The organism is Maridesulfovibrio salinus (assembly GCF_055394525.1).
Genome location: NZ_AP042461.1, coordinates 3710073 through 3732145, shown reverse-complemented (window position 1 = coordinate 3732145; position 22073 = coordinate 3710073). Strand labels below are relative to the sequence as shown.

The 22073-nt window shown below is 49.3% G+C and carries 13 protein-coding genes; 10 read left to right on the top strand and 3 right to left on the bottom strand.

The window, feature by feature from the left end; translation table 11 throughout:
* Positions 1 to 330: 330 nt before the first annotated feature.
* Complete coding sequence (locus ACZ5PW_RS17150; RefSeq protein WP_464555930.1) at positions 331 to 2379, bottom strand: chemotaxis protein CheW; 2049 nt, start codon at positions 2377 to 2379, stop codon at positions 331 to 333.
* 493 nt (positions 2380 to 2872) lie between these two features.
* Here ACZ5PW_RS17150 and ACZ5PW_RS17145 point away from each other — a divergent pair, with 493 nt between their 5' ends.
* The 9 genes from ACZ5PW_RS17145 to ACZ5PW_RS17105 all read left to right on the top strand — a co-directional run bounded on the left by ACZ5PW_RS17145 (position 2873) and on the right by ACZ5PW_RS17105 (position 16951).
* Positions 2873 to 4477 (top strand): PrsW family intramembrane metalloprotease, encoded by a 1605-nt coding sequence (locus ACZ5PW_RS17145; protein WP_464555928.1) that lies wholly within the window; start codon positions 2873 to 2875, stop codon positions 4475 to 4477.
* Positions 4478 to 4586: 109 nt separating this feature from the next.
* Positions 4587 to 7001 (top strand): tetratricopeptide repeat protein, encoded by a 2415-nt coding sequence (locus ACZ5PW_RS17140; RefSeq protein ID WP_464555924.1) that lies wholly within the window; start codon positions 4587 to 4589, stop codon positions 6999 to 7001.
* Positions 7002 to 7281: 280 nt separating this feature from the next.
* The gene (locus ACZ5PW_RS17135; protein ID WP_464555923.1) at positions 7282 to 7884 is read left to right on the top strand and encodes a lytic transglycosylase domain-containing protein; all 603 of its coding nucleotides are present in this window, start codon (positions 7282 to 7284) and stop codon (positions 7882 to 7884) included.
* A 237-nt stretch (positions 7885 to 8121) separates the two neighbouring features.
* Complete coding sequence (locus tag ACZ5PW_RS17130) at positions 8122 to 8604, top strand: chemotaxis protein CheW (protein WP_464555921.1); 483 nt, start codon at positions 8122 to 8124, stop codon at positions 8602 to 8604.
* Positions 8597 to 10165 carry a CheR family methyltransferase gene (locus ACZ5PW_RS17125; RefSeq protein ID WP_464555919.1) on the top strand — a complete coding sequence of 523 codons (1569 nt, stop codon included), beginning with the start codon at positions 8597 to 8599 and terminating at the stop codon, positions 10163 to 10165. Before ACZ5PW_RS17130 ends, ACZ5PW_RS17125 begins: the two co-directional genes overlap by 8 nt.
* A gap of 12 nt (positions 10166 to 10177) precedes the next feature.
* Complete coding sequence (locus ACZ5PW_RS17120; RefSeq protein WP_464555915.1) at positions 10178 to 10747, top strand: chemotaxis protein CheW; 570 nt, start codon at positions 10178 to 10180, stop codon at positions 10745 to 10747.
* 53 nt (positions 10748 to 10800) lie between these two features.
* Positions 10801 to 13179: a hybrid sensor histidine kinase/response regulator gene (locus tag ACZ5PW_RS17115; protein WP_464555912.1), complete on the top strand. Its 2379-nt coding sequence runs from the start codon at positions 10801 to 10803 to the stop codon at positions 13177 to 13179.
* Between the two features lie 235 nt (positions 13180 to 13414).
* On the top strand, positions 13415 to 14470 hold the full coding sequence (gene cheB / locus ACZ5PW_RS17110; protein WP_464555909.1) for a chemotaxis-specific protein-glutamate methyltransferase CheB: 1056 nt from the start codon (positions 13415 to 13417) through the stop codon (positions 14468 to 14470).
* A gap of 3 nt (positions 14471 to 14473) precedes the next feature.
* Positions 14474 to 16951: a response regulator gene (locus ACZ5PW_RS17105; protein WP_464555907.1), complete on the top strand. Its 2478-nt coding sequence runs from the start codon at positions 14474 to 14476 to the stop codon at positions 16949 to 16951.
* Positions 16952 to 17163: 212 nt separating this feature from the next.
* Here the strand turns inward: ACZ5PW_RS17105 and ACZ5PW_RS17100 are convergent, their stop codons facing one another.
* Positions 17164 to 17430: an RNA recognition motif domain-containing protein gene (locus ACZ5PW_RS17100; protein ID WP_464555905.1), complete on the bottom strand. Its 267-nt coding sequence runs from the start codon at positions 17428 to 17430 to the stop codon at positions 17164 to 17166.
* A 277-nt stretch (positions 17431 to 17707) separates the two neighbouring features.
* Positions 17708 to 19357, bottom strand: a complete 1650-nt coding sequence (gene pgm / locus ACZ5PW_RS17095) for a phosphoglucomutase (alpha-D-glucose-1,6-bisphosphate-dependent) (protein WP_464555903.1) — start codon at positions 19355 to 19357, stop codon at positions 17708 to 17710.
* Between the two features lie 411 nt (positions 19358 to 19768).
* Here pgm and ACZ5PW_RS17090 point away from each other — a divergent pair, with 411 nt between their 5' ends.
* Entirely contained in the window at positions 19769 to 21838 is a 2070-nt protein-coding gene (locus ACZ5PW_RS17090) for a methyl-accepting chemotaxis protein (protein ID WP_464555901.1), read from the top strand.
* Positions 21839 to 22073 lie beyond the last annotated feature (235 nt).

The following is a 22073-nucleotide window of genomic DNA, read 5'->3' as shown; positions in this document are numbered from 1 at the left end:
ATTTTGTTTCGGTTATCCATATAAGATGGAAGACAGGACAAACCCTCTACCCTCTATAAGCTCAACATGTCCATAGCATAGAGATAATTTTATTGCACGGAAACATAACTCACGGATACCTGAATAGTGCTGCAATTATCCTGATGCCGGGATGGGGAATGTTGTAAATGATGTGGTCTGGTTTCTGTCTCGGGTATTGATGCAGGTTTGATGGGGACCGGTAGAAAAGAGAGGAAAGCAATGCGGTGGAGGGGGGGTAAAAGAAAATCTGAAGAGAAGAGAGTTCTAGGCTGGACATCTCTTCTTTTCAGGTTTTGTAATAACACCGCGTTAAATCAGCACCTTAATCAAACCAAGAACATTGTTGGTGTATGTGCCGTTTCGTTTGTACTCCCTGTATCCGGCGGAATGAGAGCACCCGACGGCATAAAGTTTACCGTCTTCTTCTATCAGCTTCACTGTGGATTCACCTTCCTTGAGATGTTTGAACTCCGGAGCAAGGTTGATGGTTGTTCCCGGTTTGTGATCCGGGTTGGTTGATGAGATCAGTTTGCCTCCCGGTTCAATGAACATACCTTCAGCACCATCGAGAATCTCTCCCTGTCCGTCACGGGGCAGCACGTCATTGAGCATGGCTTCGAATTCCGGCTCGGAGTCAAATACAATTCCGATCCCCCCGAGCACGTTGGATGAATTTTCAAGCGAGGTGATGGAAGCATTATATATGTATGTGAACCTGTCTTTGCCATCCATGGAGTACAGGTCGGTTTTGAAAAAGTCCGACACGCAATAAAGCTGTGAGTCAGTGATTCTGAGTGCTTCGGAAACGTAGCCGGCGTTCAGGACGCGGCCTTCCTTGTCAAATTCCATAGAATTGGAGCAGGCGATGATTCTGCCTTTGCGGTCGTATACAAAAAGGTTGGTGTACACAGTATACAGGCTGTTGATGTAACCGAGAATGCTGCGCATGTGGTTGATGTCAGAATCACTGATTTCGGGTTGTTCAAGTATTCTGCGGAAGTCTGAGGTCAGTGCCCACCAGCGGCAGTCGTTAGCTCGTTCGTAGAGGTTGCGATCCATGATATCGATGGAAAGGCGGGCCAGAAACTGTGTTTCGTGGAGTCTTGAGGCGGAAACGATTTTGAGCAGGCTGTTGGTGGAGTCCCGAAAAACTCTCTGAACCTGATCACCGATCTTTTTGATCTCATTAAGTATGTGCGGGAGTGCCCGGCCTTCCATCTGTTCTACAAGATTGTTCGCAATACATTTTTTGGCGGCCATGATTTCTCCGTTCTGAACAACAAGTTCAAGGTCGGAGAGTACGTTTTCGGAGGAATTCTCAACGTGGGTCAGCCTGCCGGAAAAGTGGGCCTTGCTCCGGATAGCTTCAGCGTCAAGCGAGTTGTCGTCATCATTAGTGAAAGCAGTATCCAGCTGTTTGATCACATGTCCGTACCATGGCAACCCGAAAAAACCCTGATAACCTTTGGTCTCAACCGTCTTGGCAATGCAGGTCTTTCCGTCCAGATTGACGATTTGAAAATCTTCCTCCAATACCATGGGAAACTTCTTGCCCGTGGGGGCTGATGTTTCATCGCTTGATGCTATTGCTGTACCTTTTTCATCAAGCACCATCAGAATTGTGTCTTTGGAAAACTTGGTGAGGTCTTCAAACACTCCTTTCATTTCGCCTGCAAAGTCGAAGATGAGGCAGAGCACTCCGAGGATTTCTCTGGTCTTGGGAGATTTGATTGCCTGCGAATAAATTAGGACTTCTCCCGCGCCTGGCGCAAGGTCGCTTTTGCGATAGGTCTCAACATAGTCCGCGGCTTCAAAAGTCTCACCTATCAGCGGATCGTTGGAATGGCTGATTCTGTTTTCGTGATCAAGATGGGCGCAAACATGTCCCTCAGTGTCTAAAATTACAATTTCGTTGTATACTGTGTATTTGGAGCGATATTCATGTAGACGTTTTTCGATTTCGTTTACATCGTAAGACGTGCGGTCATGGTTAGATAGGAATTGCACAAGGTCATCATCGGTGGCAAGGAAGCCGACATCTGCAGTGCGTTCAAATAGGTTTCTTTTGAGTATGTCTATGACTACCTGAGCAAGGGCAGAAATTTCAAGAACGACTTTTTGTGTGTTTTCACGGATCAGGATATCGATGAGATTTTGCTTCAGGCCGGTGAAATTGTCCTGTGTTTTGATGATGAAATCTATGAGGGTCTGGGCGATCCGGCTGCAGTTGATCTTGCCGGTCATGGTTGCCATGGTCCACTGTCGATCAAGTCTTGTCAGTAGATTCAGGCAGTTGGAGATGTCAGGCATGGCCTGTAGGAGCAGGTTGGAGTTTTTTTCAATTAATTTGGGATCCATTTGATTCTCTCAGATATGCCACGGGGAGTGGTGGCGTGAAGTTGTCTTTGTGTAGCTTTTTACCTATTTGAAGAAATGTTGGTATCACCTTCAATTTTGTGTGTACAGTATTTTCATTAATGTTATTTTTAGGCGTGTTGTGTGTTGTGCTTTGGTTTTATACTTCGAAAATGTGTTTTTTGCGGCTGATGTGTCGCCGATCTGTTTACTCTTTACAGCCGTAAGGGGACGAAAACCAACCGGTTGTCTCTGTCTGTGACACATTTCAAGAGGAATGCCGATGACGGGGTGTAAGCCACCATAAAGGGTTGGTCGGCGTCGGCAGAAGTATAAAAGTAATTTTTTAGTTCTAAGATTATTGCTGTGTTTATATTTTATGTATATGTTGTCTTTCTTCTACCCGCTCAGCTGTTTTTTGCCTTTTAACTAGCTGTAATCTTGTTTGTTTAGAATTATAGTTGTTTTTATCTCAACTCCACAACCCTCACTCACAATGCCTGGATACCTTCTTCTTTTTATCTCATGTGTTTTCGGTGTTCTCTTTATCCGTCATTTGCAATCTTATGACATTCATGAAAAAGAGCCTCTTTTTAAAATGGTTCTGGTGACTGTTGTAGGAGGTCTGCTGTCTTTTATACTGGCCGGGTTGATTTATTACGGGCTGGATATTCTGGGTATAAGTGAAATTGATAACGGATTCGGGGCGGTTGCTGTGATCGGACCTGTGGAAGAGATATCCAAGCTGGCCGGGCTGTTGATTTGCCTGATTTTTATCTGGAAGGAAATGAATGAGCCGATGGACGGACTTGTATACATGTCCTGTGTGGCTCTCGGGTTTTCCATCATAGAGAACTACTACTATATATATGGAAGTTCAAACCCGATTATGACTATGGGGATCAGGTTCCTTCTGTCTACACCCATGCATATATGTTTCAGTCTGGCTATGGGGATTGCTGTTTATTCCCTTGCAAAGTTCCGGTTTGGCTGGGGATTGCTGCTTTTTTCATTCACCTTTGCTTTTGTAGGACATGGTTTATATGACCTGATTATTTTTGAGAACCTGAATGCCCTGCTGATGTCTCTGATAATCTGGGTCAGTTATGTTTTCGCAATCAGTCTTGTCGCCTATTGCGCTGCTTTGTCACCCTTCAGAAAGACATTGAAGGAATTTATTGAGAGTTATGAAAACCCCGAAAGCGGCCCCGGTCTGGAGTGTGTTAATTGCGGAAACAAAGAAGATAAAGAAACTTACAGACTCGAAGGGATTGTGGTCCAGAGGTGTCATTCGTGCGGATATTACCTCAGCAGCAAGGCTTCCCTGTTCAGGATGTTCAGGCATTTCGGGGCCCAATTCAGAAAGCTCCACAAGTATTACTGGCCCGCTGAAAACAGTAAGGCGGCATTTTCAGTCCTGTACGATGCCAACTATATTTCCGATGAAAAAAAGGTAGCCTATTTCGATCTCGATGAACTGAATAATGTACTTGAGAAGTTCACGCTGGATACTATTCAATCCACACCGGGCATAATCAGATCTGTGATAAAACCATCGCCTTCGGTTCTGGCGAAACTCGAAGCATCTGTTTACGGCAGGCGTGAGGCTCTTCGGTCTTTCACCTTTGAAGTTCCTGAACAAGGGGACACTGATGTTGCGGTGGAAAGTGAAAATTCTGCTGAGATCACGATAGAGCCTGATCATCCTCAGCCTGCTTTGGAAGAGCCGGTACAGCAAAGGGTCAGCCACGCGCCTCTTAAAATTGAAAAACCGAAGCTCAGTGCGCGCGAGTCCTTTTTCCGTTTTCTGATTAATCCGCTAGCGGGAAGCAGTGATCCCAGAATCGTGCATACTCCTCAAGAGCGGGGGCCACTATTGAGTTTCGGTGCTTTGATCATTCCGGAATTCTGGTTCCTGTGGCACGATATATGGGGTGCTGCCTTCATGGTTCTTATCACCGAAATAGTGACCATGTATGTGTCAGGCCGTTTCCTGAGTTTCGCGGATTCATTTCTGCTGGCTATAATTCTAACGAGAATCGGAGCGGCTTTGATCGGGCACAGGATTTATTATTACAGGCATGGGAAATGGCTCGCTTGAAACTTCTGAAGCGACTTTTTGGAAGTTTCAGCTTCAAACCGCAATACTATTTCACCAATATCCGTTCCAACCGCTTGTCTTGAATCCCTATGCGGGGTATGTCCCTTGCATGCTAAAGGATAAGCTTTTTAAAGACGGAATCAGTCTGACCCCTCAGGATCTGATCCGCTATGAACATACTCTCAAGGACCTGATTCAGGAGTTTCTGCCTTTTGAATCATACAGTCTCTTTTTTCCCCGTGCGCCTAAAGGGCAGTTCCGGGCGGAATTGTCTTTTGATTACAATCAGGACAGCGGACAGCTTAATCTGCCGCTGCGGTTGCGGGGGCGGGGGATGTGTTATTTCATCGCCCGTGGAGTCAAGCTGGATGCTGCTGATGAAGTAGCTCCTTATCTGGAGGGACTGGCTTCGTCCGTGCTTGAAAAGATGCTCCTCTACAAGGGTTCCATTACTGATCCGCTGACAGGGATGGCGACCCGTGATTATTTCATGGACAAGCTTGTTAAGGAGCTGGACCTGATTCAGAACTGCATGATGCCGACATCCGGCGGGTGTAAGGACCCGGGGATCCCGACTTTCAGCGGCTCGGTTGGTGTTGTTCTGCTCGATATGGATTATTTCCAGCGGGTAAATGACCGTTACGGTTATCTGCTGGGTGATGAGATCATATCCACAGTAGCTTCCCGGATCAGTTCAGTTGTCTATGAATCAGTTATCTGCGCCCGTGTTTTTGACGACAAGTTCGCTTTTCTTATTCCTGACGGACGCCCCAAGGTCTGCGCGCGTCTGGCTGAGGAGCTTCGCGCCCTCGTGGAATCTACTCCGGTCGAGGATCCTGTGACGGGTGATGTAATCAAGATAAGTGCCAGCGCGGGGTATGCCAACTACCCGCAGTCGCTGTCAGGGCCGCATTTCAAGAGGACAGCCGATGAACAGGGCCGTATCCTTATGCGCAAGGCCGCGAAAGCCGTAGCCACGGCAAAGGACTTCGGTCGCAACTGCATTTTCGCTTATTCGGATATTCTCAAGAAAGGTGGCAAGGTTCTTGAGATTCTTCCCCTGCAGCGTCTAGCTCTTTCCATAGGACAAAGTGTTGATGCCCGTGAAGGCGGGCGTTTTCTGGTCTGGTCCCCTGACTATCAGGCCGGTACACAGGCCCGCATAACCGAAGATGAACGTATTTCCGGCTCATATCCCACAATGTACAAAGCCGAGGTGGTGATAATTGAAGTTCAGGAAGACATCGCCTTTGCCGAGATCCTGCATCTGAGCGACCCGGCATGGCCCGTGGCTGCCGGGGACAGGCTGACCATGCTTAACGAAAAGGACAGTTTTTTCGATGCGCAGTCCGGCTCTGAATCTTCCAGCGGTCCGCAGCGTGACATGGTGACCGGCCTTTACAACTATAAAGAATTCATAGGCCGCTACAGTCGGTCCCGCCAGAACATGGATAGGTTTTCAGTTGCGGTGCTGCGTCTTGCATCCACCCCGGCTGATCACGGTGGCAATTTTCAGAAATTGACCGATGCTCAGGTTCAGAAGGTTGCCTCCCGGGCTGAAACCTTTTTTGATGAATCCTGCATGGGCGGGCGCTACAGCCTGAACAGCCTGATATATTTTTTCCCCGGCGAGGAATCTGACGCCGTAATGGAACAGATACTGCGTCTGGTTCGTGAATGCTCTGATGATTTTGAAATAGAACTGGCAGCGGGGGTGGCTTCCTTTCCTTTCCTGAATTACCGCCGCAGTGAAATTCTGGACAACTGCCGCAAGGGCCTTGACCATTCATTAATGATGGAAAAGCCCATGGTGGCACAGTTTGATTCTGTTTCTCTGAATATTTCTGCTGACCGCCTTTATGTTGACGGAGACATTTACGGGGCTATTGAAGAATTCCGGCTGGCTCTGCTTGCGGATTCCGATAATATCCTTGCCCGCAACTCCCTCGGCATCTGTTACGCACAGGTGGGTAAGCCGGAACAGGCTCGTAAGCAGTTCGAAGAAGTTCTGGCCATCACGCCTAAAAATATCATGGCGCTCTATAATCTCGGATGGGTCTGCCAGATGCTCGGTTGCCGTGACAGGGCCCGTGAGGCTTATGAAAAGTGTCTTGAACTTGAACCGGACAATGTCTTTTCACTGGTGCGGCTCGGTGTTCTTGCCGAACAGGATCAGGGTCTGGACGAGGCCGAGAAATATTATCTGCGGGCGGCGGAGCTCAAAGGCGGGGATTCGCTTACCATGAGGCATCTGGCCCGGATTTCATACAGCCGCAAAGATACCGACAAGGCCCGTGAATATCTGCATCAGGCCCTGAATGCCAACCATAATGACGCGGCAGCAATGAACATGCTGGCCCGGATTTACCTTGAAAGCGGCGAAGATCCGCAGATAGCGGAAGTTCTTGCAAGGCAGAGTGCGGCGCTTAAGCCTTCCAAGGACCAGTTCTGGGAAACTCTTGCCATGGCTTTGGAAGTTCAGGAAAAATTTGAAGAAGCAGCTCAGGTTCGCGCCAGATTTTAGGAAATGCATTCTTTTGTGGGGGCACGTTATTGAGAAGTTTCATGTCTCACCTGTGGTCTGGTAAATATCCTGCAGCATTAAGGCCGTAATATCTGTTAAGGTATTGCGGCCTTAATGCTGCATGCAGGTATTTCTGCTGTAGATTTTGAGCTGACTTTTGGCAATTCCTGAATCATGAAAATGTAAACTTGCGGATGGCGGGCGTATGCAATAGGTTTGAGCTGTCTTTTCGGGACGTGGGACTTCTTAATTTCATTATGTAAAAGGACTTGGGTTTTCGGTGTCCAGATTCATTGTATCCCTGTATCTGATCATCTGCGGGGCTTTGCTTTTCAGTATGATTATTCCTGCGGAAGTGGAGCGGGAGTTTTCCTCCACTATGCGCAGGCAGGTGCAGCAGAGAGTGCTTGTAGCGAATGCTGAGCGCAAGCCGGTGGCTCCCCTTTTCAAGCAGGTTGCCGATGAATTCTCGCTGCAGCCCGAAATACTCTATGCCATAGCCGATCATGAATCCGGCTACAATCCGTGGGCTCTCAACATAGAAGGGCGGGGCGTTTATCCTGAAAGCCGTGAAGAAGCCCTTGCTATTATAGGTGACAACCTGAACAAGAGTTTCGATGTGGGGCTGATGCAGGTAAACTCCTACTGGCTCCGTAAATTCGATATGAGTGCCAGAGAAGCACTTGAACCGGAGGGAAATCTGCGTCTGGGGGCATGGATACTTCGTTACTGTCTGGATAAGTACGGATACAACTGGAAAGCAATCGGAGCTTATCATACCGGATCTCCGAAAAAACTTCCGAATCGCTCGCGGGCCTATGCTGTCAAGGTAATGAAAAAATACAAGCAATTACTGGACAAGTCCGGCAGGATTAACAAATGATCAATAGCCCGGTAATATAAACTTTAATTTATGAAGCGGTGTGGCGGAATTAAGTAGTTTTTTCCCTTAACCGTGGAAGCGGTTTTTTTCAGGAGTAGATGTAGCACGTTACGCAGGGCAGGTTTCTGTTCAGGTGGGGGCAGGACAAACCCGTGCAGGCAGATTCAGGCTGCTAAACGATAACATATCAGCTCAGTCCCGCAGGTCTTCTGTGAGCCGCCGGAGCACACTTATATTATGAACGAGCACGATTACGTAATTTTCGAGATAGACGATACCAGTTTTGCCATTCCCTCCGCATTGGTGGACAAGGTCGAACGCGCTGTGCTGCTGACTCCTGTGCCGGATGCACCTGATCCGGTTCTGGGTGTGGTCAGTGACGGGGGGGATATTGTTCCGGTACTGGGGATGCGTTCCCGTCTGGGGCGGGATGAACGTGAGGTCCGTCTCTCCGACCGGTTGATCTTCAGCCGGGTGGGTGCAAGACGGGTGGCGGTTCTGGCGGACAGCGTCAGTGCCGTGCAGGAGATACTTCCCGGGAGTCTAAAGGAAGCCGAGGACATCTGGCCCGGGGTTGTTTACCTGCGTTCGATGGCCGGAATGGAAGGCGATGTCATAATGATGCAGGATATGGACAGGGTTCTCGGTCCCGACCAGCAGATTGAGCTTGGCAGGATACTTGAGAAGATGCGCGGGAGTGAAGGGCCTGTGAATGGTTAACGACCTGACTGATAATAAGATTGCCGAACTGGCGGATATGGTCCGTAAAAAATACGGACTTGATTTTTCCCAGGACCGCTGGCGAGATCTGCGCAAGGCGGTGTGTAATTTCCATGAGGATCAGGACCGTTTCTGTTCGTCCGATGAATGTCTTAACTACATCCTTTCCGCGCAGGCCAGCCGTTGTGATCTGGAACAGTTCATCAACCGGCTGACCATCGGTGAAACATATTTTTTCCGTGATCCGCACGCCCTGAGTGTGCTTGAGATGGATTTCCTGCGCAAAAGAAATGGACGCGGCAGCGGGGATGGCGGAGCTATCCGCATCTGGTCCATGGCCTGTGCCACTGGTGAGGAGCCCTACACCATGGCCATGATCTGCCGGAGATCCAACGTCCGCAGCGAGATTTTCGGAACCGATATCGATAGCCGCGCACTGGCCCGGGCCGGAGCGGGGCATTACCGTAAGTGGTCTTTCAGGTCGGACTCAACTGCTTACCGGGATATGTATTTCAAACAGAACGGTCCGAATGACTATGTTATCGACAAGTCCATCAGGGATATGGTCAGTCTGTCCAGATTCAATCTGATCGGCGATGATATCCCCTCTTCATTCAAGCGGATGGACCTTATCCTCTGCAGAAATGTTCTGATGTACTTTTCAAATGACGGGGTAAAACTGGTACTTGAAAAGATATGGGAAAGCCTCAGTCCCGGAGGGTTTTTACTTGTTACCCCCAGTGAATCTTCACTCGTGACCGTCCACGGTCGCTTCGAGCCGGTCAGCTTCGGCTCGGTGATGCTTTTTTGCAAAAACGAGGATTATTCACCGCCTGAGTTCGGTACGGGTAACTTTGAGAATATTTCATCTGATCAAAGTTTTTCCGTGCCGGAATTTTTACAGGACCAGTCCGGACAGCATAGCAGTGAAGATTCTGTCTATGAATTACCCGGGCAAGAGGCCGGCCCTGATCTTTATGTGCGGGAGGATATTGAAGAGTATGTAGCGCCGGAGCCGGAAAATGCTTTCCCGGCAGGAGACATAGAAGAATCAGAGTTTTTGCTGCGGGCAGAAGAGATGCGGATTGCGGGGGATACTGCCGGGGCTGTGGGGCTGCTCAGAAAAGTTCTAGATAATGATAGCGGGTTGAGCAGAGAGCTCAAGTCCGAGGCTCTTTTGGCGCTGGCTTTTATCAAGGCGGATTGCGGAATGCTTGAAGAAGCCTCACAATGTTGCAGACGTTCCATAGAACTGGACCGTATAGCTCCTCAAGCCCACTTTCTGCAAGGGCAGATTATGATGCAGCAGGGACTTGCTGAAGAGGCTGTCTCGGAGTTTCGCAATACCCTTTTCCTTGCCCCTTCTTTTATCATGGCGCATGTGATGCTCGGCAACATTTATATGGAGCGCAGAGATTGTCCTGCCGCTGCCCGGCATTTCCGTGCTGCGATAAATGAGCTTCAGGCCCTCGATAGTTCCGAGACAGTACCTTACTCAGACGGGATGACCGCTGCCGTATTGATTGAAATGGTGAAAGTCGTGCAGCAGAACCTTTTCTAAGGATATTTTATTATGGATGAGAACTGTACCGAGAAATTTATACGCAGAGAAAATGACAGGGAACTGCTGCGCGAAAGGGCTGAAAAGCTGGCCCGCAAAGTCGCGGAATCCGGCATGGAGCAGCAGCGTGAAGGAGCTACAGCCCGGGACTATGTTATTTTTACGATGGGCGGAGGTTCCTACGGCATTGAAACAGCTTACGTCAAAGAAGTCATGGAGCCTGAAGAGGTTGTCCCGGTTCCCTGCACACCTGATTTTATCGCCGGGGTGGTCAGTGTGCGGGGACAGGTCTGGGCGGTGATAGATATTTGCCGCTTCTGGGGAACCGGCTCTTCGCTTAAAGCGGCAAGGCCGAGGATACTCCTGCTTGGAGACGGAGAAAGGGAGTTCGGACTGGCGATAGACGAAGTGATTGATGTGCTGCCGTTTTACGGTCACGAACATAAACCCTTTGCCGAGGGCCAGGAAGCTGCGGCCCGTTATGCTTCAGGGGTTACGGAAGACAGGACCGTTCTCCTGAGGGGGCGGGCACTGCTGAAGGAGCAGGTCTTCGTGGTTAATGATTTTGTAGGCAACACCTGATTCATTGAAAACAGCGACCAGCGCATCAGCAAGCAAGGTGAACTGAGATGTCCATGAGTGATTCGGATTTGAAAAAGAGACTGCTTAACGCTTTCCGGGGGGAAAGTGTTGAACGTATGCGTGTACTGTCTTCGGATTTTCTCAAACTTGAAAAGGGAGCGTCCGGGCCAGAGGCTTCCCTGTTGATTGAGTCTTCATACCGAGAACTGCACAGTCTCAAAGGAGCAGCACGGGCGGTAGGACTCGGAGCGGTTGAAAAATACTGCCAGAGTTTTGAATCTTTTTTTGCCGGGCTCAAGAAAAAGAATCTGATTCCTCCACGTAGCGTCTGTTCTTCAATGCTTAACTGGCTGGACATACTTCATTCTTTAATGGAGCGGGAAGATGAATCAGAGTCTTCTTTGTCCTCGCCGTCCATAGCCGTAGCACTGTCGCAGATGAAAGAGATCACAGAATCAGGTGAAATAAGTTTTTTGGAGGGCTCCTCTGATTCTGATGCCACTTCCGTTGCAGACTCCACTGATGCCACTGATAAGTCCGTGACTTCTTCTGCCGCGCAACAGGAACTCCCCCACCAGCAGGAGGAAGGCGACTCTTCCCGTGAAGCAGGCGGTGCCCCGGCTGCTAAGCCTGATAGCGGGGAAAAGGAATGCGGAGAAAAGGAAGGCGGGCAAGCGGATTCTTCTCCCGGAGTAAGGGCCTCTCTTGATGGTTCAGTCCGGATAAGCGCTTCATTTATAACGGGGCTTCTCCTGAGAACGGAAGAGCTTATTTCATCCCGGAACTCTCAAAGGGCACGGGCGAGGGAAGTCCGGGACCTTGAAGAATTGCTGGCCTCCTGCCGAGGCTTATTCCAGAACCTTCACGAAGAAAAGAGAATCAGTGCCGGCGAGGATGAGTTGTCCCGCTTTGCAGAAATGCAAAGGAAACTGGATTTGTTGTCCAGAAAATTTTCCTCCCTGACCACGGATGTGCGGAAAGATAGTTGGGAATTATCTTCCAAGGTCGATTCTCTGCTCGGGGATTTCAAGCATTCCATGCTGCTGCCATTTTCCTCGATGCTCGATATGTTTCCGCATATGGTGCGCAGCCTCAGTGCTGAGCAGGGCAAGAAATGCGAAATTGAAGTTTCAGGCGAAGAGGTCAGAATAGACCGCCGTATTCTGGATATGCTCCACGATCCTCTTATCCACATGGTCAGAAACTCCATAGATCATGGCATTGAGACTCCCGAAGAAAGATCTGCTGCCGGAAAATCCGAAACGGGCAGAATTTCATTCAGCATCACTCAGACTGACCGGGATGTGGTGAAAATTATATACTCGGATGACGGACGGGGGATAAACAGTGATAAAGTCAAAGCCGGGGCCGTCAAGCAGGGATTGATCAGCGCGGAGGAAGCCGAAAAAATCGATCGCCGTTCCATTCTGGAGCTGGTCTTTATTTCCGGTATGTCCACCAGCGAAATTATCACTGATATCTCCGGGCGCGGACTGGGAATGGCCATTGTAAGGGATAAAATAGAGTCTCTGGGCGGAAGCGTTGTTGTTGCCAGTCCCGAAGGCAGGGGAATCAGGATTGTGATGAGCATCCCGGTGGCTCTTACTTCGTTTCGCGGGATTGTTGTCGAGTCTGCCGGCCGCTGTTTTGTCGTCCCCAAATCTTCTGTGCGCAAGGTCCTGCTTATAAGGCAGGATGATATAGGCTCGGTGGCCGGACGTGAAAGCATCCTTTTCGCCGGACGACGGGTTCCATTGATCAGTCTGGCGGATATCCTTGAGCTTGACTCCCCTGAGGTGGAAGTGAAGTCTTTCCCTGTCTTTATAATGGGTAAAGGACGGCGGACGGTTGCGGTCAGTATCGGTGAACTGCATGGGGAGCAGGATGTTATGTCCAAAAGCATGGGACCGATGTTGAAGCGTGTGCGCAATGTTTCGGGTATTTCAATGCTCGGAAGCGGTGGGCTTGCTCCTATTCTGCATGGCCCGGACATGATTCGCACTGCTTTGAATATCAACTCCGGCGGCAGGTCCGGTTCCTTTTCTCACCAGATAGGTGTCCGGGAGAAAAAAACGGTGCTTGTGGCCGAAGATTCCATCACTTCCCGCATGCTGCTTAAAAATGTTCTTGAAGCCGCTGGGTACAATGTGGTCACCGCTGTGGATGGACGCGATGCGCTCAGCAGAATCAAAAGTGAACTTCCGGATTTGCTTGTCTCTGATGTGGAGATGCCGCATATGGACGGCTTTACCCTTACTGCTTCTGTGAGAAAGCTGCAGCATGGATCCAACCTTCCCATTATTCTGGTAACTTCCCTTGGATCTCAGGACGACCGGGAAAGGGGAGTTGAGGCCGGAGCGGATGCTTACATCATTAAATCAAGCTTTGATCAGACCAGCCTGATTAATGTGATAGAACGGCTTATCGCTTAAAAAATATTTCAGTGGTGTTACTGTTATTGAAAAAGGCCATGGTTTTAAGGCAGCTTCCATTGCCTGTTCTTCAGTATGAGTGTAGAAACTTATTTATTCTTAACAGTTATTTTTCTTTATAAGGTCATTTCGTTTAAGTCTCGGATTCTCCGATTTTTCTGATGATTCTGTCGGGTTCTGTATTTTGTTGTGAGGGGCCTTCCTGCTTGTCTCTGTTTAATCTCACGGAGTGGTTGTGATCAGGGTTTTGATTGTGGACGATTCCGCCTCCGTGCGGACGTTGTTTAAAGAGATGTTCGAACGCGAGAGCGATTTCGAGGTTGTCGGTTGCGCCGAAGACGGTGAGACTGCCTTGTCAATGGTCCGGGAACTTAAACCGGATGTGGTCACCATGGATGTTAAACTTCCGGACGGTGACGGATTTACGGTGACCCGCAGGATTATGGAACAACATCCGGTCCCCATAGTGATTGTCAGCGCCGTGTACAGTTCAACAGACGCCGAGCTGGGATTTCGCCTGCTCGATACCGGGGCGCTGGCTTTCCATGATAAACCGGGTTTTACCAGTCCTGACTTTGCTGAGCGCATGAACGAGATTATAATGACCGTAAGGCTTATGTCCGAAGTCCGTGTGGTCAGGAGAAAAAGCCGGTTCAGGATTGATGTAAACCAGATGGATCAGAAAAAGAATTTTCTTAAGATATCTAAATGTTCAGATATCAGGCTGGTCTGTATTGGTGCATCTACTGGCGGGCCACAGGCAATAAAGCAGGTATTGATGGATCTGCCCAAGGGATTCTCTGTGCCGGTGGCAATTGTCCAGCATATGTCCGGTGGTTTCATTGAAGGTATGATTAACTGGCTGAAGGATATGACCGGCCACGATATCCGTATCGCCGGTTCCGGTGAAATATTGCAGCCGGGAGTTATTTATTTCGGTCCCGAAGACTATCATTTTGAAGTGACATCCAACCTGATGGCAGTCCTTTCGCAAAGGGCTCCTGTCAATGGGATAAGACCTACTGTCTCGGCTCTTTTCTCCTCTGCCGCTTCAATGCCCGGTTCAGAGTGCATAGGAGTGCTTCTGACCGGAATGGGACGTGACGGGGCCGATGAGCTGTTGGAGATGCGAAGGGCAGGAGGGCATACCATTGTGCAGGATGAGGAAACATCCATTGTTTTCGGAATGCCGGGTGAGGCTGCCCGCATAGGGGCGGCGGAAAAAATTCTTCCTCTGGATAAGATCGGAGCCGAAATAGTTAAACTTGTTTGTGTTGGAGCGGAGGAGTAAGTTTTGCAGGACAGTCATATACTGGTAGTGGAAGACAGCCTGACCCAGGCGGTCAAGCTGGAATTCATGCTGCACAACAAAGGCTTCACTGTCTCTTTGGCCGCAACAGGAGAGCAGGCTCTTGAGATTCTGGGAGAGAAAGAAATTGATCTGGTCATAAGTGACGTGATCATGCCCGGTATGGACGGGTATGAGCTCTGTGAGAAGATCCGCTGCACTTCCGGTTTCGGCAAGATTCCCGTAATTCTTCTGACCAGCCTTTCCGATCCCGGGGACATTGTAAGGGGCCTTAAAAGCGGGGCCACCAACTTTGTTACCAAGCCCTACGATGAGGAATTCCTTTTTGAGCGCATCCAGTCACTGCTTAAATCAAGGGAATATGACAGTGACCAGCCTGTCATGCAGGATGTAAATTTCGAGTTTCATGGCGAAAAACATGAACTCAGGGCGGATTTCAGTCAGGTTTTTCATCTCCTGCTGGCTACTTATGAAAATACTCTTCTACAGTCCCGTCAGCTGGATACGGCACACCGGAAACTTGTTTCCCGTGAGGAGCAGCTGAGTTCCGTTCTGGAATCAATGGCGGCCAAAATCGCGGTCCTAGACCCAGACCTTAAACTTATAGCCGCGAATGAATCATGGCGCGAGTTGTTTACTCCCGGATGCAGTGAGTCAGAGATCGAAGGCGTTGATTTCAGAGAAGCTGTATCGACTTCGGGATGTCTGCGCGGTTCTCTTGATACCCTTCTTGAAGGCGCACGGTCTGTTATCAGGGGCGAAACCGCGAAATTCTCATATGAGTATTCAATAGAGCGGGGCGGGAGGAATTCGGATGCCTGGTTCATGCTTGAAGTTACTCCCATGCGTGGTAAGTCCGGAGGGGCTGTCGCTTCTTTTATTGAAATAACAGACCGCAAGAATATGGAACGTGATCTTATTGAAGCCCGTGATGCAGCGGAAAAGGCCAACCGTTTCAAGTCGCGTTTCCTTGCTTCCATGAGTCATGAAATTCGCACTCCGCTAAATGCCGTAATCGGGATGACTGATCTTACCCTCAAATCGCAGCTTGAGCCTGAGCTGGTTGATAATCTGGAAATTGTGAGACTTTCTGCAGATCAGTTGCTTACCCTCATTAATGACATTCTGGATTTATCCAAGGTTGAGGCCCGTATGCTCAAACTTGAGCGGAAGGATTTCAGCCTCAGTGAAGCCTTTTATGCAGTTGTTAAAAGCATGGAACAGCAGGCTCTGGATAAAGACCTGATTCTTAAGCTTGATCTTGATGAGGACGTTCCTGAAATTGTCTGCGGGGATGAAGGGCGTTTGAAGCAGATTCTTTATAATCTGGTGGGCAACTCCATAAAATTTACTGAACAGGGCGGGGTCTTTGTTCAGGTTTCGGCTCTTGAAGGACGTGGGCATGCCGGGCAGGTATGTCTGCAGGTTTCAGTGCGTGATACCGGGATCGGGATTCCGGAGGATAAGCAGGATGTGATTTTCGAAAGTTTCCGTCAGGCTGATGATACCACCACCCGTAAGTTTGGAGGCTCCGGGCTAGGACTTGCCATTTCCCGTGAGCTTGTAGAGATGATGGAAGGTGAGCTCAGTGTGCGCAGTTCAGAAGGTTACGGAAGTGTGTTTACGTTCTCCGTTGTCCTGCAGCACGGCGATCCTTCCAGAGTTGTTGCCGAGCATCAGCATAACAACAGCTGCAGTGAGGAGAGCGAGGAGGAAAGAGGATTTAATATTCTTCTGGTCGAAGACAATCCCGTGAATGTCAAGGTTGCGGAAAGCCTGCTCAAGAGAATGGGGCACACGGTGGAAGTGGCCGGAAACGGGCTTGAGGCTGTAAGCATGCTATCCGGTCTGAATGTCGATCTTGTGCTTATGGATCTGGAGATGCCGGAAATGGATGGTTTTGAGGCTTCACGGCTTATCCGTATGGGTAAGTCCGGAGACTCCGCCAGAGATGTTCCGATTATTGCCATGTCCGCGCACGCCATGGCCGGGGTTATGGAGAAATGCACCAGATCAGGTATGAATGATTATATCGCCAAGCCGGTGCAGTATAAGAGGCTTCAGGAAACCATTAGTAAAACTCTGAAAGTCGGACATCGTGAAGTTGCCTGTGAGGACTGCAGGATCGTTGTTGAAAAGGGGATTCTGGATAGGGAAAAGGCCAGCGACATGTACCATGGAGACAGTGATTTGTACTCCGAATTGTGCACAATGTTTTTGAATGACGTCGGAAAAGAGATAGATAACCTGATTGAGGCATTCAACGGTGCGGATAGGGATGCAGCCAGACGCATTGCCCATACTCTTAAAGGAAGCTGTGCTGCGATCTGTGCTCCACAGGCAAGAAATGCGGCTTTGCAGCTTGAGAAAGCGATCATTGCCAATGATCTGGAGGCTGTTAAAGCCTGTCTGGAAAAGTTCAGGCAAGAGTCCGGACGAGTAAAGGCTGAGCTTAAAACCTGATGTGTATTTTTCGGCGTGAATTGATTGTGATGCCGGTGTATATTTTTATTGAACCGATTGGCGTCTGCAAGCTTGCCCTCTAGACTGCGACTGTCCTTGACTGACGTTTTAATGAATAAAGTAGAGGCAGGGCAATAGTTGTCGGAAATAAAAAACGTCCCACTCATAAAGAGAGGGACGTTTTTTTTAAAATCTATCGCAATAGAGTGTGCCTACCAGCGAGGACGCTCCGCACGAGGTCTGGCTTCGTTAACCTTGAGGTTACGACCACCGAAGTCCGCTCCGTCCAGAGCTTCGATAGCTGCCATAGCTGCAGCATCATCGTCCATTTCAACAAAGCCGAAGCCACGGGGGCGACCGGTTTCGCGATCTTCAATGAGTTTTACGGAAGATACGGGACCATGAGCTTCGAAAGCTGCACGAACGTCGTTTTCAGAGGAGGACCAGGGCAGATTGCCGACATAGATGTTCTTAGACATAGAATAATTCCTGAGATATTTGATGCTTACGCATCCATTAAAAAAGAAGCAGCGTACACGAATGGGGCACACTGCTTCTCAATATACCTAATCTAATCATATACGCATCGGCCACAACACCGCGTCGGGCCCGAATGCTTCAGTGCGTATAAGAAACTAATAGTCGGTTTAAGTCAAGAACAATCGTAAAAAAAAATCATTTAGTTTTAAAAAAGCCGGACCTAAATAGGCCCGGCTTAAAATGATTCTGGGTTTTGGTTATAAAATCAGGCTCTTATTATTTCATTGCCACTTCAAAGGCTGCATTTACTATTTTGGCGGCCTCTTCCTGAATGGCTACAAGGTGAGCCAGTCCCTTGAAGGATTCCGCATAAATCTTGTAAATGGACTCAGTTCCGGAAGGACGGGCCGCGAACCAGCCGTTTTCAGTAACCACTTTCAGGCCGCCGATAGCTTCCCGGTTTCCGGGTGCTGCGGTCAGGCGTTCTTCAATTTTTTCACCGGCAAGGGTCTTGGCTTTGACCATTTCGGGAGTCAGGATACTGAAGGCCTTTTTCTGGGCGTCAGTGGCCGGGATGTCATTCCGTTTGTATATGGGGCTGCCGAAATCCTTCTCGAGGGCATCGTAATGCTCACCCGGGTCTTTACCGGTGATCGCGGTAATCTCGGCGGCCAGAAGGTTCATGATGATTCCGTCTTTATCTGTGGTCCAGACTGTTCCGTCCTTTCTCAGGAAGGATGCTCCGGCACTTTCTTCCCCGCCGAATCCGCATGTACCGCTAAGAAGCGGGTCCACAAACCATTTGAAGCCTACCGGAACTTCCATGAGCGGACGTCCGATGGAGTTGGCCACACGGTCTATCATGGAGCTGGAAACGAGAGTCTTTCCAACAGTAAGGTCCTTTTTCCACTGCGGTCTGTTCTTGTAGAGATATTCAATGGCTACAGACAGATAGTGGTTGGGGTTCATGAGTCCGCGGCTCTTGGTCACTATGCCGTGGCGGTCGGTGTCCGGATCGTTGGCGAATGAAATATCGAATTTATCTTTAAGCTCGATCAGTCCGGCCATTGCGTATGGGGAGGAGCAGTCCATGCGGATTTTTCCGTCCTTGTCCACGTGCATGAAGGCGTACATGGGATCGAGTTTTTTATTCACCACACTCAGGTTGAGCTTGTAGCGCTCGGCGATTGGCTCCCAGAAATCGATGGCCGCTCCGCCAAGGGGGTCGACTCCGATGCTGAGTCCGGCTGATGCAATGGCTTCCATGTCAACGATGTTTTCAAGATCATTGATGTAGGGAGTGGCGAAGTCGTATTCACGGGTTGTGTCGGCAGCAAGTGCGCGGTCCATGGGGATGCGCTTTACTTCCTTGAGCCCGTTCTTGAGTATTTCATTCGCCCTTTTCTGGATGGTGCTGGTTACGTTTGTACCAGCAGGTCCGCCACTGGGGGGATTGTACTTGAATCCGCCGTCGCGGGGCGGGTTGTGCGAGGGAGTAATGACCACACCGTCTGCAAAGCCTTCCCTGCGAACCTTGTTATAGCTCAGGATCGCATGGGAGATTGCAGGGGTCGGAGTGTATCCTTTTTCATTAATAAGGACGGTTACTCCATTCGCGGCGAAAACTTCAAGCGCGGAAATCTGTGCCGGTTCGGAAAGGGCGTGGGGGTCTTTGCCCATGTAGAGCGGACCTGTGTACCCCATTGATCTTCTGTATTCGCAGATAGATTGGGCTATCGCCAGAATGTGGTCTTCGTTGAAGGAACCGTCCAGAGAGGAGCCCCGGTGTCCTGAAGTCCCAAAGGATACAAGCTGGGAGTCGAATGACGGGTCGGGTTTCACTGTGTAGTATGCAGATACCAGTTTGGGTATGTTTTCCAGGATTTCAGCCGGTGCCGGCTTACCTGCTAAGGCGCTGAGTGACATCTAGTCCTCCGGGTTTGTATGTACAGGTGGAGAATATCAAAGAAATATAAAAAAACAATAGTTGCCGGATTTTTTCGGTTGATTGTAACTTCCGGCTTTCAGCTTCCGTGTTTTGTTACAGGTAACAGGTTGAGGCTCCTTTTGTCCATAAAAGCCGGACCTGTTTCGGCGGCTGAAATTGTCGGTGTCGAACACATCGGGAGTATATCAACTGTTCTTATTTTTTGGAAAAGTTTTTTTGTTTATTTTAATCTGCTGCAATTCCGGGCAGTGTTCATGCATGAATTGTCGTGGTTTGCTGTTTACATATTACAATGGGCTCCTGAAACAGAAAATTACACGATAGCGACACTGATGTAACTCAAGTATAATACCTATTCCTCATCAAACCAATTCAGAGAGGGTGCTGATATGTTCAAGCAACTTGGAATAGGCAGAAAGCTGAATATTATTATAGTGATTATTCTTCTCGCGTCATGCTCGGTAATCACACTTATCAACAATTACATGGCCCGGGAAAGCCTTAAAGAGCAGTTACTCGAAGAGCAGATTCCTTTGACGGTTTCCAAAATCAATTCTGTTGTGGATAAAAATATTCTTGAACCGGCTGAAGCTCTCGGAGTAGTTGCCGGGAATCCGTTTTTCATCAACTGGATTAAATCCGGTGAGCCGGAGACTGGAAAGAAAGAAGTCTACGGGATGCTTAAAAATGTTGCAGGACAGTATAAAACTCTCGGCTGCAACTATGTTTCATGGGGGACCAAGGATTATTATGATTTCTGGCAGGGAGCTGAAACCATGCGCAAGGTCACTCCGGAGAAAGATCCATGGTTTCCGGCTTTCAAAAACAGTGGAAAGGATATTGGAATAACGGTTTACGTGAATCATAAGGATTTCGGTTCGAAAGCCTTTATAAACCGGAGGATAGAGTCATCCGGAACATTCCTTGGTCTTACATCCGTGGCCATTGGTCTTGAAAAGTTTGTGGATACTGTAAGTTCCATGACTCTTGGCCGTAGCGGCAGAACTTTCATGGTTGACTCCGGTGGCAGGGTTAAGCTGCATGCGGACAAGAAAGCCATTAACAAGGATTCTCTGCGGAGCATGGACGGTTATGAAAAAATTGCAGGCAAGATTCTCAACCAGGGTGATTATTCCTTTCAGTTCGAGTCCGCTGGCGATGTAAAATATGTAGCCAGCCACTATATACCCGAACTGGGGTGGTATCTGGTCACAGAGGCCAGCCAGAACGAGTTGTTCGCCGGTATGACCGAAGCCCTTACAACTACTCTCATTGCCAGCTTGATTCTGCTCGCCATTGGAGTCGCGGCAAGTGTCCTTTTTGTCCGCAACCTTGTCGGAGCTTTGCGGGAAACTGTCGTCTATGCCGAAGATGTGGCTTCCGGGAATCTGGACAACATACTTGAAGTGAACAGGGGAGACGAGATAGGAACCCTCGCGGAGTCATTACGGATGATGGTGGAAAAGCTCAAGGAGCAGATTGCCGAAGTATCCTGTAAGACCAAGGAAGCCGAAGAAAAGGCTGAAGAGGCAGAGCGGCATATGCAACTGGCTGAAGAGGCCCGCAAAGAAGCGGTGGAAGCCCGCAAGCAGGGTATGCTTGCAGCTGCTGAAAGGCTGGATCAGATTGTTTCCGGCCTGAAACACGCTTCCGAAGAAATATCCATGCAGTCCCGTGAAATCAGTCAGGCTGCAGGGGAACAGAGCGACCGGGTGGGTGTCACCGCCAAATCCATGGAGCAGATGAATACAACCGTACTTGAAGTAGCACGCAACTCTTCTGAAGCTGCCAATGTCGGCTCCGAGGCAAAGGAAAAGGCTAACAGCGGGCTTGAACTGGTCAACAGGACCATTGAGGCAATGGACGTGACCCGTTCCCAGGCTGAAGCGCTCAAGACCAATATGGAAGAACTCGGGGTTCAGGCGGAAGCCATCGGCGGAATTATGAACGTGATCACGGATATTGCCGACCAGACCAACCTGCTTGCACTTAATGCCGCAATCGAAGCCGCCCGGGCCGGAGAGGCCGGACGCGGATTTGCGGTTGTCGCGGACGAAGTCCGCAAGCTGGCGGAAAAAACCATGGAAGCCACAAGGCAGGTAGGCAGCGCGGTAACTTCAATTCAGGGAGCTTCACGGGACAATATGTCCGCCATGGATAAAAGCCTTGAGGCTCTTGACCATGCTGCCGGGCTGACCGAGAGTTCCGGTTCCGCATTGGATGAAATCATGTCCCGGGTGGAAATTTCCGCAGGGCAGATCCAGGAGATTGCCGCAGCCGCAGAACAGCAGTCGGCCAGCTCCGAGGAAATCAACCGGGCCATTGAGGAAATCAACCGCATAACAGTCGAAACCAGCCAGGGAGCCGATCAGACCGCAAGTTCCGTAGAAGCCATGGCGGAGCAGGTATCCAAGCTTTCCGAACTTATCTATGAGTTTAAAGAGGAAGCCCGGGTTTAGAGTTTTATCTTTTTCGTGTTAATTATCCCTTATAATATTTAACCAGTCTCTTAGCTCCATTTTGGTAAACCGGAAATTGCCCGTAATCTCTTTCAGATGGTTACGGGCTTTTTCTGTTCCTGCTGGTAGCGCAATTGGGGAAGCTTATCGTTAAGGTTTCAATGGTGAGTTCTGGAGGAAAGTTTTTTATAAATGTGCAGCAAAGCAGATTAGGGTGCTGAGCTTGTGGTAAGTT